The organism is Paenibacillus sp. FSL E2-8871 (assembly GCF_038000345.1).
In the GTDB taxonomy this organism is placed as follows: domain Bacteria; phylum Bacillota; class Bacilli; order Paenibacillales; family Paenibacillaceae; genus Paenibacillus_AQ.
The window spans coordinates 3810950-3822587 of the sequence record NZ_JBBOBV010000001.1; the positions used below are offsets into that span (position 1 = coordinate 3810950).

Consider the following 11638-nt stretch of genomic DNA (forward strand, 5'->3'; position numbering starts at 1 on the left):
GTTTCATTTGGGACATATAACCATCCGCCAAGCCGCTTATTACCATCCGGAACATGTCGTATCTAATCATTATTATCTGGAGCATTTCCAGAGTATGGGCAAGGACATTAAGCGATTCCTAGAAGTCATGGGTCGTGACCGGAGATACATCGTAAACGATAAGGATGAAAATGCCCTAACGATGGGACTCAAGGCCGCCCAAAAAGCGCTACAAGAAGCCAATTTACAAGGTGAAGATATGGATATGATCATGTTCGCTTCACAGACACCGGAATATACTTATCCTACCAACGCACTCCTGCTGCACCGCATGCTACAAGGTAAACATCGGACCATTACGCAAGATTCCAATGCCAACTGTGCAGGAATGGTGTCTGCTGTAGAGCAGACAAGTCGTTATATGCAAGCTAATCCTAGTATCCGGTACGCACTCGTCGTGGGAAGCGACTATAGCTCAGTGCACTGCAATACGGATGATGAAATTACTTACCCTAACTTCGGGGATGCCGCAGCAGCTGTCATTCTGGAACGAAGTAGCGAGCAATCAGGCTTCATTGACTCCCTTTATTACACTGATTCTGAGGGATCTGAGAATATTATGTTCCCTGCTTGCGGTTTATCGAATATTTATCACGAGGACATTACACCTGAGCAAATTCGGATACGATGGACACCCTTTGACGGTACTGTTTGTGTAAATGCGGCGGTTGCAGACATGAAAGAGCTTCTCTCAAGAAACGGCCTGACTACAGATGATATATCTGCCTTCTGCCTTTCACAATTCTCTCTCAAAAATATCGAACTCATCCAAGAGGGTCTTGGACTTACTGATGAGAAATTCATCTATGTAGGCGACGAGTTCGGGTATACGGCTACAAGCAGTCCTTTTATCGCCTTTCAACGCGGAGTCGAAGACGGACGAATCAAACGTGGCGATTATGTCTTCTTCTGGTCGGTTGGTGCTGGTTGGCAAATTCCTACAATGCTTTATCAATATTAATAGCATAAAAAGCCCTACTTCTATAGAAGTAGGGCTTTCCCATCAGAGGAGCAGATGTTAGCAATTTGTGATATAAATCAGAAATCCAATAATGAATTATTTAGTCAGGGATTGAACATCCACAAATGGAGTGGCTCCCCCTGTTACAGATGGCAGCACGCCGTTCCATTTTTCCAGCGCTTTTTCTTGGACCTCTATTTGCTTCAGCTGCACCAGCTCAGGTGTAACCTCTTGCTTCTTAAGTCTTAAAGATTCGGCTTCGGCTTGCGCCTGGGCGATCTTTTGCTTCGCTTCAATCTCAATCCGCCGGAGATCATTTTCGGCCTTCAGCGCCTGCTGCTGGGCGACCTGCTTCGCTTCAATCGACTGGTTAAACGCCTCAGAGAACTTAAAGTTAACAATGTTAATATCGTTGACGATCAGATCATATTTTGCGAGCCTAGCGGTTAAGTGCTCACTGATCTCACTCGACACTACATCACGGCGTGTAATCAAATCCTCTGCTGGATATTTGGCTGTCACTTCTTTAACGATTTCTTGAATGGCCGGATTGATAATCACATTATCAAAATTACCTCCGATATTGTTCATCAGATTAAAGGCGGAAGCCTTATTTACGGAATAGTTCACCGCTACATGTGTGGATACGGGCTGAAGATCTTTTGAAGAGGCTGAAGTATCGGTCTCCGCTTTCGTTACCTGCGTATTGACTTGAATCACCGTCTGAATAAACGGAACTTTAAAATGAATACCAGGTGACAACGTATTGTCATTTAATTTACCAAAGGTTTTGTACAAACCTACATGCCCATATTCCACAGATACAAAAGAGTTCGCGCCAACCAACAATACAATGAGCACCGCTGCAACACCGCTAACTATTTTCCCCGGTCGCAGCTGTTTCAATTTCGGATTCATTTGCATATTCATCCAATACCCCTCCTAGATTATGGATAATCATTTAAGCTTAATCGTCTATACGGAGGTTTGAGGGAATTGGTCGCAGGAAATATTTCAGCAGCAGTTGTCATGGCGTTACCGCTCTGGGATCAGTCCTTCTAGGGTCAATCGGAATCTTTTGCTCTGCTTATCCCCGATATTAAAAGCTTCATATATTCCTTCATCCGTTAGCACCACGGAGTCCGCCTTCAAAGCATCATTAACGTAAGTTACCTCAGCGTGATCAACATTCCAGCGGTAAATGTAGGCACTCATCGGGTTTCCATGCGCGGCTAGACCCTCAATAGATCCATCCCCATCAACATCCAGCTCTTTGGAATGTCCGGTATCTATCTGCAGCAAGCCCGAGGGGTTACCACTCTCGTCGATTAAATAATAGTTAGTGAGCGAGTTATTTGCTCCTAGTCCACCGGTGATTTTCAGCACCTTTTCGCTAAAAATCCGCACCACTTCTACCTTGATATCCTCCGGCTGACGATAATTATAAGTTCCTATCGCCCCTAGACTGCATTGTCCTTTGGAAGTGTTGGCAACCTGCCAGCAGATTCATTAGAAGCAAGGCTGTCAGCGTAACGGATTTATGTAGAGGAAACATCCTTGATCACTTCCTATCCTCTTTTTAAAATTAAATCTTTCATTAATCATAGATGAAGTTAGAATTTCAATTGTTACTTTTAGGGGGCGGGAGGGTTAATTTATTGTCTTTTGAGGGCATGCGTCGATCAACAGGCTAAATGGGCATACAAAAACCCGCATCAAATGCGGGTTTGAGTGGAAAGTATCAAGAACCTAGCAGTTCACGCGCCAGTAGTCGGTAAACCTCTAGACGTTTCTCTTGCGAATGCGGAATGCTGCATATCATCGCTTCCTGGAAACCATATTGAGCTTGTTCTTCTTGCAAGCGTACGGCGATGTCTTTAACCGCACCAACCAAATGAATCTTACGGCTTTCCTTGATTGACATCCGGTCAATTTCCGATAACGATATGTTCTGAGCTTCTTCTGGTGTCAGCACCTGAGTAATTCTGCCCTTGCTCATCATCAACCGAAAAATATCCTGCGGTAATGCCTCATACTCAGCTTCTTCCTTCGTTTCTGCGGTGGTCACCATATAGGATACACTAATCTCAGGTTTGTCCATGAAGATAGAAGGCTGGTAGTTATTCCGATATTGATCCAAAATCTCATTACTCATGGCACCATTAAAAAATTGCGCAAAGGAGTATCCGACTCCCATCTGTGCTGCTTTTCGCGCACTGTTGCCGCTCGAGCCTAACAACCATACCTCAGGGAGCGCCACCTTCGTTGGAGCGGCAAGATTTTTGGCATACAACTCACTTTCCGGAATCTGATCACTAAGCAGCTGCATAGTAATGCCAAGCTTATCATACATGTTATGCAGCATTAACTCGCGGCCTTCAGACAGAGCGTACATAGCACTTGTATCGCCACCAGGAGCTCGTCCCACACCGAAATCAATTCTCCCCGGGGAAAAAGCACTTAACGTTTTAAATACTTCCGCCAGCTTAAGTGGAGAATAATGCATCATCATAACACCGCCGGTGCCGATTCGAATACGGTTGGTCTTAGCGGCTAAACGGGCTGCCGTTACTTCCGGAGCCGAGCTAGCAAATGTATTTCCGCCATGGTGCTCTGCCATCCACATTCTGCTATATCCCAACTCATCTGCTAAAATAGCTAGTTCTTCTGCTTTATTCAGAGCACCTTCCGCTGTGTTACCACTTGTCACGGGTGCCTGATCCAATACGCTTAATCTCATGCGAATACATCCCTTCTTTGGTTAGATGACCATTTTATTGCTGATCCATTCCTCTAAGGCTGCAATCTTATCTTTAAAGCGTTCACCACGCATTTCCTCCGACAACGAAGCAATAGTCTCCCGCTTTAATACAGCTTTCCAAGAGGATTCAGCTTCTTCCATCAGATTGGTTAACAGGCAGCAGCTATCTTCTTTCTCTAAATCCAACATGTCTACCAGAATACCATTGGATGAATACAGCGACTGCTGTCCTTCCACCGCAAGGTAAACGTCATATACACGAATATCTTCAGGTCTCTTCTTTAATTTAAAGCCACCTTTAATGCCGGGAACAGACGTGATGATGTCTGCGGTTACCAGCTTTCTTAACAGTTTCTGAAAATAGGTCACCGATGCTCCGAGCTGCTGGCTAATCGCTTCTCCAGACAACACCGCTTTGTCCGGCAGCATGTTAAGCAGAACCAGTGCATACACTGACTGTTCTACCCCTGTTTTCATATGCATGTACAGCACCTCGATCTACATAAATTGCTTAATATAAACTGTAGACTATACCAACCGCGTATAAAGCGGATAAACATTATCCACTTTATACTTTATATCAGTTTGCACCAAAAGTAAAACCCTGCTAGTCTTCTCTTACAGTTAATATCTGCTATAAAAAAAAGATCGCGCATATAGCGCAATCTTTTTTTATATGGATAGTCCCACCCGCTGAACCAGCTGTGAGCTCTGATCATTAAGTCCGGTAATGGTGACTTTTTTGCCACGCTCGGCGTATTTGCTCATCGTCTTCGCTATGGCATGAACTGCGGATTGGTCCCACACATGGGAATGTGAAAAATCGATAATAATATGATCGGGATCGCTATCGTAGGCGAATTCATGAATGAAGTGGCTTGTCGTGCCGAAGAACAGCTGGCCGGTAACCGAATATGTTTTGGAAGAGGTAGCTTCCTGAACTGTTAGGCGGATCGAAGCTATTTTCCAAGCAAACGTTAAAGCACTTAGCAGAACCCCAAACAAAACGCCAATAGAAAGATTGTCTGTAGCCACCACGGTGACCACCGTCACAATCATAACCAGCGCATCGCTAAGCGGAACACGGGTTAGAGATTTAAGCGAGCCCCATTCAAAGGTGCTGATACAGACCATTATCATTACGCCAACGAGCGCGCTCATCGGAATCTGCTTAACCACATCGCCAAGTACGATAATTAGGAACAATAAAAAGATCCCTGATACAAACGTAGACAGACGCGTGCGTCCTCCTGACTTCATGTTAACCATTGACTGGCCAATCATCGCACAGCCTGCCATCCCTCCGAAAAAACCAGTGACTACATTCGCCAGCCCCTGTCCCTTCGCCTCTCTGTTCTTATCACTACCTGTGCCTGTAATATCGTCTATTAAGGTGGCAGTCATCAGTGATTCCAATAACCCAACTACGGCCAGCGAGAGTGAATATGGCAAAATAATAAGCAGAGTATCCAGCGTGAACGGAATCTGCGGTAAATGGAATAGTGGCAAAGTTGCTGTAATATTCCCCATATCGCCTACGGTTCTTACGTCCAGATGAAGAGCGATGCTAAGAACAGAAACGATAACAATCGCTACAAGCGCTGAGGGTACGGCTTTGGTAAACCGAGGAACCGTATAGATAATAAGCAATGTCAGAGCTACCAGTCCATACATCACCCAGCCTTGTCCCTTAAAATGGGTAAGCTGCGCCATGAAAATCAGTATCGCCAGCGCGTTGACAAACCCCGTCATGACCGGCTGTGGCAAAAACGTGATAAACCGCCCCAGCTTTAGCATCCCCATCAATATCTGAAACACACCAGCCAGTACAGTTGCCGCGAACAGATACTCTATTCCGTGCTCTAGTACGAGACTTCCGACTAATAGGGCCATAGCCCCTGTAGCCGCCGAGATCATTCCGGGTCTGCCTCCGGCAAGTGCGGTTACAATTGCAATACAAAAAGAGGCATATAAACCAACCATCGGACTTACTCCCGCCAAGATCGAAAAAGCGATCGCTTCAGGAATCAGTGCAACGGCTACGGTCATCCCCGATAAAATATCGGTTCGAGTGTTAGAAAACCACCCATTATTTAAGGTAAGCTGCTTCAAAATCTAATTTCCTCCTGTGACTAATAAGGTATATAGGCCTTTTCAGAAAGACCCGGGGCCGGTGCAACGCTAATGTTCCTTATTGTACTCGACCCGCCTTCACCTTCACAAAAAGATTAGATAGACTTGTAAGCGCTTATTCACCTCATTTTCTAGCCAATCCTTGAAATATCATTCAAATTCTATATTTCTAGATTACCGGTATAGTCCGGAAGCTTTCACTTCATTAAAGAAGTTGTTGAACTCATCAATATTCAGCTGCTGCGCAGCATCGGACAACGCAGTTGCAGGATCAGGATGAACCTCGACCATAATACCATCGGCTCCGGCTGCGAGTGCGGCTTTTGCACATGGGATAAGAATATCTTTACGTCCTGTGGAGTGAGTAACATCGACCAATACTGGCAGATGGCATTCCTGCTTAAGAATAGGCACTGCTGAGATATCGAGCGTGTTGCGGGTCGCTTTTTCATACGTACGAATTCCGCGTTCAATCAACATGATTTGTGTATTACCACGAGACATGATGTATTCCGCTGCATGTATGAATTCATCGAGCGTAGCAGCTAATCCGCGTTTCAGCAGCACAGGCTTATTGACTTCTCCGACCGCTTTAAGCAGCTCGAAATTATGCATGTTCCGTGCACCGATCTGGATGATATCTACATAATCTAAGGACTCTTCAATATGTCTTGGATCTACAATTTCACTGATGGTCAGCAGACCATAATCATTTGCTGCTTCACGTAATATTCTTAGGCCGTCCATACCTAGACCTTGGAAATCATAAGGAGAAGTCCGCGGCTTGAAGGCACCTCCACGCATAACACGTACACCAGCTTTTTGCAGGGCTGCAGCTACGGTGCGGGTCTGTAGTTCACTTTCCACAGAGCAAGGACCAGCTACCATCAGTGAAGAAGGACCGCCAACAGTAACATCTCCCGGCAGAACAATCACAGTGTCTTCTTTGTGACTCTTACGCGCTACTAGTAAAGTTTTTTTATGTTCATCGGATTGTAAGTCCAGAGATGCTGAAAAAATTTGTTTGAAGAGGCTGCGGATGGTTCCGTTAGTGAAAGGTCCTTTGTTGCTCGCTACGAGCTGATCCAGCATTTTCTTTTCACGTTCTGGATCGAATTTAGGCACACCTTGCTTTTCTTTAACTACTCCAATCTCCTGCACAATTTTAGCCCGCTCGGAAATCAGCTCCAGCAATTGCCCATTAATTTCATCCAGACGACCTCTAAGAACATCCAATTCTACGTTACTCATTACCCTTCCACTCCCTCTTCTTATTTATAATTTGAAACGCAAAAAGGCCCCCCGTCGCAAGGGACGAGGAGCCGTGGTACCACCCTTATTTAGAATTAACCCTTAAACTAGCACGAAGGAATAGAAAATCGGATTCCCTCGACTAAAGATTAACTCTATCTTAAACCCGGTAACGCGGGGCGCGGGCCTCCCTACTCATACCTGTCACGACCTGTGACAAACTACTTCAGGGGCCGACTCGGAAGTGAACTTCGGCATTAATCGTCTCATGAGGGTGCTCTCAGTCTCCGGCACACCTTCCCTGTTAAGATCCGCTATAATGCTTACTCTCTTCGTCATAGTCTTATTTATGTCAGCGCGTCTTTTGCGCTGGTTTCTGCTATCTTAATCAAAAAATGTTTCCGATGCAAGATAATAATGGAACGCTGAGTAGCTTTAACGCAATAAAATCATATGAGATATAATTATTCTTATAACAACTCGCTTGAATAGACTTTGAAGTATGAAATAACCCATACCCATACTATTCTGCCACTGATTTAAAGGTTCCAATCCCTCTCTATGTATGAAGTTGACAGCGATATTTTGATTGTTTACAATTAAATCATTGAAAATATTTCCTGTTCTTATTCACTGGCAGCTTTAGCGTTGACAATACATAACTGAAGGGATGTAGCAGCATGAGCATTTATCCATATACAGCACGCAGTATTCGAGGAAAAGAGATCGAACTAGAGGAATACAAAGGTAAAGTACTTTTGATTGTGAATACAGCAAGTAAGTGTGGATTTACCCACCAATACTCCGACCTGCAAAAGCTCTATGAGCGATACGAAGATCGCGGCTTCCAAATCCTCGGTTTCCCTTCCAATCAGTTTGGGGAACAGGAACCTGGCAGCAATGAAGAAGTGAACGTCTTTTGCCAAATCAATTACGGCGTTACGTTCCCTCTCTTTGAGAAGGTTGAAGTAAAGGGCGAAAATAAACATCCCCTCTTCACTCACCTTACTGAGCAGGCTGGATTTGAAGGTTTCGACATGAACCATTCTTCAGGAAAGCTGCTTCAAAGCATGCTTGAGAGCAAAGATCCGGAAGCACTGAAAGATGACGAAATCAAATGGAACTTTACTAAATTTCTAATTGATCGCGAAGGCAATGTAATTACAAGATTTGAATCTACTGTGGATCCGCTGGATATTGAGCCAGCGATCGAAGCACTGTTATAGATTTTTTTAGATATGTACGGAACTAATGATATTAACTTAAAGCACAGTAGTCACTGCGGTGAATAATTGGACTTCCGGCCGCTGTTGTCCCCAGATTTCTTGATTGAAACCGCTCTTCGCGGTGGAAATCCCGGGACAAAGGCCTATATAGATTGAATTTCTATACAACAATAAGCCGCCCAGACTCCAACTCTGGGCGGCTTTTTCACGTACGGTACTGCTCGGTAAACACTTCAAAATAAGGGGTGGTATCTCTTTCAGCCATTGAGCCATTAGCGCCTGGTCCCCAGCCGATCTCAGCCCGCCAGCTCCCTAGCAACCCTGTGTGGATTAGCACCTCCTCATTTACACCGATCAGCTGATCTGCCTGCGGTGCTACATAGAGTGCATCTACAGGGCAATAAGCTTCACACATAAAACAAGTCTGGCAATCTTCCTGACGCGCAATAACCGGAATCTTCCCCTGCATTTCGAATACGTTTGTCGGACATACTTTCGTGCACAGTTTACAACCCACGCAGCGTTCCATGCTGATTAGTTCGATCATATCGCCTGCCCCTCCTTTAGTAGATTCAGTTCATGAGCATGGGGCACAGCCTCGGTACCGATGCTTATTTGCTCTATACCGGATACAATCAGCCGGTGGGTTTGACGCGGATCAAGCTCCGGATATTCCGCGAGCTTTTGCAGGCCGCGCGTCTCCTTCCGGGCCAGCGCGGCGGTGTACATCCATCTGCCAACCGTGAGCATAGCCGCGGCTTCGCGTGCTTGCACGATGCCCTGTACGGTGGCGGGAACGCGCCCGTTCAACAAGGGCATCAAGGCATTCAGCCGCTTCAAGGCTGAAGAAATGCCCGGTTCGCTGCGGAAATAATTAATCTGCAGCGGTAAGATTTCACGCTGGATCGCCGCGACTAGCGGCTTCACCTCCAGCGTTTCCGAGGTGTCGGTGCCAGCCGCCAGACCGTAGCGTCCCGCTGCGGTCAGGTTGCGGCTGTTCGCCTGTCCTCGGCAGGACCGCGCATGCTGCGCGGCTCCCTGGCCTGCCCAGCTTCCGCTGCATATGGCCCAGGAAGCGTTATAAGCCCCGCCGCCGGAGATGGCGCCGGTCACTTTCTCGCGAGATGCGGCATCTCCGGCCGCATAGAGTCCGGGCACGGTCGTCCGGCAGTCCGTGCCGCTCAAGCGCAGACCCCCAGTGCCGCGCATCGTGCCCTCATAGCGCAGGGTGAGCGGGAATTTCTGCTTAAACGCATCAATTCCCGCCCGCTCCAGCGGCATAAAGAAAATCGGATGCGCTTTTCGCAGAAAATCCTGTTTCTCCGCTGTATCTGCCAGATCGAGCGAAGCATAAACCGGCCCCTTGAGCATCATTTCAGGGATGCTGCCAAAGGTCCGATCCCCTTTATGCAGCGGATGACCGTCCGCATCATAAAGCGTAGCCCACGCTAGCATACGACCACGTGTTACCGTTCCATCTGCAAAGCTCGGAGCGTATTGACTGCTGAATTCCATGCCTGACAAATCGGCTCCCACCTCAGCGGACATCAACAGCCCTTCGCCTGTCAATACGTTGCAGCCAAGACCTTTGCTGAGAAAAGCACAGCCTCCGGTTGCCATCACAACGGCATTTGCCTTCACTTCCCAAGACTCCCCTGTCAGACGGTTGATCCCACGCGCCCCGCCAACCCCATGTTCATCATGAAGAAGCTCTAGCGCTGGCGACTGATCGAGGATCGTGCCCCCCGCTTTGCGGACAACTCTTCGCATAATCCGCATGTACTCTGGTCCGTGCAGATGTGTGCGCAGTGAGTTTCCTACCTCATCCTTCGGAAAAGGATAACCCCACTGCTCGACTAGAGCCAGATTCTGCTCTACCTGATCCAGCACGCGGTGAATCCAAGCATTCTCCGACAAATATCCACCAGATTTTAGTCTGGATTGAACCGCCTGCTCACGCAGCTCGGCAATTGGAGGGATAACGAGCAGCGTTGTACCACCCGGAGCAGTGGCGCCGCTTGTGCCCAAGTAGCCCTTATCGGCCAGGACTACCTTTGCACCCTGTGACGCTGCACTCCATGCCGCCCAAGCTCCTGCGGGACCTCCGCCAAGCACGAGGACATCCACTGTCATTTCCTTCTTAAGCTGCGACATATCTTTTCCTCCCAAGCATTTGCGCTTTCCAAGCAATTGTTATTTCAGCTGCCAATCGCTAATATTAAAGTCTTTTTTCGCTAATTTTTCTTCGACAAGGAAGTTCTTGGTACCCTCCAGTAGCTTGGTTCCTTCGTCAGTGAACGCGGTATCTTTGATATCACTGATTGGATTTACTTGCTTCGCCAGCTCTGGCGTTGTATCTCCGATTTCGGCCAAAAATTGATAATATTCATCCTCGTGTTGTTTCAAATCCGCCAAGGCTTTCTCACGGGCTTCGTTCCACGCCTTCGGAAAGTCAGGGAATTTCGCCAGATAGTCCTCGGACACGACAGTTGCACTAGTGCCGAGCAAGTTCGGATGCTTCGAGGCATCGTCTAAGTGAGTATAACCTTGGTCAATTAACTTCAGCGCAGGTACACCCAAATTAGTCGTAGCATCTACATCTCCACGGGCCAAAGCTGCGGTAGCATCCGGAATGAGCATATGCACGAGTTTATAGTCAGTTACGCCTTCCTCCTGAAGTAATCCAACCACATAGCGGTGCATGAAAGAGCCTTTTTGAATGGCAATAGTCTTCCCTTGCAGATCTTTCACCGTCTTTGGTCCATCCTTCTTACCGATTAGATAACCGATAGTGTTGGCTGAGGATTGTGAAATCAGACGTGTCTTGGCGCCAGAAGCATAAGCAATAATAGCAGGTGTATCCCCAAGGCTGCCGATATCTAATCGACCACTAATTAAGGATTCTGTCTGATCAGGACCGTTTGGAAAGCCCGTAAGCTTCACTTCAGTAATGCCATATTTCTTCAACTCTTCTTGAATGATCCCTTTATAAAAGCCCCAGCCCTCCGCGCCACCTGGCACATTCAGCTTATTTGAGCCTATAAAACCAAAGTTCAGTACCGCTGGAACGTTACTTTCGGCTTTGCCTCCAGATTTCTCTGTACTAGAGCTGCCGGATGCAGATGCTCCATTTCCTCCAGCGTTATTTCCGCAAGCCTGAAGAACCAGCATAACCATCATAATCGTAGTTAAAAGTGCAAATCGTATCCTTTTAGAACGTTTCCCTTGAATCTCTCTGTACGCTGGTTTCATTTCTTTCTCCCCCTA

General features: G+C 46.8%; 11 protein-coding genes. 2 read left to right on the forward strand and 9 right to left on the reverse strand.

Annotated features, from left to right (window positions below):
- The first annotated feature begins 7 nt into the window (after positions 1 to 7).
- Positions 8 to 1000 (forward strand): ketoacyl-ACP synthase III, encoded by a 993-nt coding sequence (locus tag NYE25_RS17310; RefSeq protein WP_341059472.1) that lies wholly within the window; start codon positions 8 to 10, stop codon positions 998 to 1000.
- A 96-nt stretch (positions 1001 to 1096) separates the two neighbouring features.
- Here NYE25_RS17310 and NYE25_RS17315 read toward each other — a convergent pair whose 3' ends face one another.
- The 6 genes from NYE25_RS17315 to NYE25_RS17340 all read right to left on the reverse strand — a co-directional run bounded on the left by NYE25_RS17315 (position 1097) and on the right by NYE25_RS17340 (position 7145).
- Positions 1097 to 1930 (reverse strand): prohibitin family protein, encoded by an 834-nt coding sequence (locus tag NYE25_RS17315; RefSeq protein WP_076285497.1) that lies wholly within the window; start codon positions 1928 to 1930, stop codon positions 1097 to 1099.
- Positions 1931 to 2035: 105 nt separating this feature from the next.
- Complete coding sequence (locus tag NYE25_RS17320) at positions 2036 to 2407, reverse strand: hypothetical protein (protein ID WP_341146466.1); 372 nt, start codon at positions 2405 to 2407, stop codon at positions 2036 to 2038.
- Positions 2408 to 2741: 334 nt separating this feature from the next.
- Positions 2742 to 3740 (reverse strand): LLM class flavin-dependent oxidoreductase, encoded by a 999-nt coding sequence (locus NYE25_RS17325; RefSeq protein WP_149644875.1) that lies wholly within the window; start codon positions 3738 to 3740, stop codon positions 2742 to 2744.
- Positions 3741 to 3761: 21 nt separating this feature from the next.
- A complete protein-coding gene (locus NYE25_RS17330; RefSeq protein ID WP_149644874.1) occupies positions 3762 to 4244 on the reverse strand; it encodes an Rrf2 family transcriptional regulator in 483 nt (160 codons plus the stop codon).
- A gap of 189 nt (positions 4245 to 4433) precedes the next feature.
- Entirely contained in the window at positions 4434 to 5876 is a 1443-nt protein-coding gene (locus tag NYE25_RS17335) for a SulP family inorganic anion transporter (RefSeq protein ID WP_445667179.1), read from the reverse strand.
- Positions 5877 to 6068: 192 nt separating this feature from the next.
- Positions 6069 to 7145, reverse strand: a complete 1077-nt coding sequence (locus NYE25_RS17340) for a bifunctional 3-deoxy-7-phosphoheptulonate synthase/chorismate mutase (RefSeq protein ID WP_076285501.1) — start codon at positions 7143 to 7145, stop codon at positions 6069 to 6071.
- 680 nt (positions 7146 to 7825) lie between these two features.
- On the opposite strand from NYE25_RS17340, the gene NYE25_RS17345 reads away from it, so the two are divergent.
- Positions 7826 to 8371, forward strand: coding sequence for a glutathione peroxidase (locus tag NYE25_RS17345; RefSeq protein ID WP_341051621.1), 546 nt, complete (start codon positions 7826 to 7828; stop codon positions 8369 to 8371).
- Positions 8372 to 8576: 205 nt separating this feature from the next.
- On the opposite strand, the gene NYE25_RS17350 is transcribed toward NYE25_RS17345, so the two are convergent.
- Genes NYE25_RS17350 through NYE25_RS17360 form a run of 3 tightly spaced genes read right to left on the reverse strand, consistent with a single transcriptional unit; the run spans position 8577 to position 11623 of the window.
- Positions 8577 to 8918 (reverse strand): 4Fe-4S binding protein, encoded by a 342-nt coding sequence (locus NYE25_RS17350; RefSeq protein WP_341146467.1) that lies wholly within the window; start codon positions 8916 to 8918, stop codon positions 8577 to 8579.
- On the reverse strand, positions 8915 to 10525 hold the full coding sequence (locus tag NYE25_RS17355; RefSeq protein WP_341146468.1) for an FAD-binding protein: 1611 nt from the start codon (positions 10523 to 10525) through the stop codon (positions 8915 to 8917). Before NYE25_RS17355 ends, NYE25_RS17350 begins: the two co-directional genes overlap by 4 nt.
- A 39-nt stretch (positions 10526 to 10564) precedes the next feature.
- Positions 10565 to 11623 (reverse strand): ABC transporter substrate-binding protein, encoded by a 1059-nt coding sequence (locus tag NYE25_RS17360; protein ID WP_076285504.1) that lies wholly within the window; start codon positions 11621 to 11623, stop codon positions 10565 to 10567.
- Between the last annotated feature and the right edge of the window lie 15 nt (positions 11624 to 11638).

Excerpts from the sequence above, each read along its gene's own strand:
- NYE25_RS17360 (WP_076285504.1), bottom strand. The coding sequence starts at position 11,623 with ATGAAACCAGCGTACAGAGAGATTCAAGGGAAACGTTCTAAAAGGATA.
- NYE25_RS17330 (WP_149644874.1), bottom strand. The coding sequence starts at position 4,244 with ATGCATATGAAAACAGGGGTAGAACAGTCAGTGTATGCACTGGTTCTG.
- NYE25_RS17345 (WP_341051621.1), top strand. The coding sequence starts at position 7,826 with ATGAGCATTTATCCATATACAGCACGCAGTATTCGAGGAAAAGAGATC.
- NYE25_RS17315 (WP_076285497.1), bottom strand. The coding sequence starts at position 1,930 with ATGAATATGCAAATGAATCCGAAATTGAAACAGCTGCGACCGGGGAAA.
- NYE25_RS17325 (WP_149644875.1), bottom strand. The coding sequence starts at position 3,740 with ATGAGATTAAGCGTATTGGATCAGGCACCCGTGACAAGTGGTAACACA.
- NYE25_RS17350 (WP_341146467.1), bottom strand. The coding sequence starts at position 8,918 with ATGATCGAACTAATCAGCATGGAACGCTGCGTGGGTTGTAAACTGTGC.
- NYE25_RS17340 (WP_076285501.1), bottom strand. The coding sequence starts at position 7,145 with ATGAGTAACGTAGAATTGGATGTTCTTAGAGGTCGTCTGGATGAAATT.
- NYE25_RS17355 (WP_341146468.1), bottom strand. The coding sequence starts at position 10,525 with ATGTCGCAGCTTAAGAAGGAAATGACAGTGGATGTCCTCGTGCTTGGC.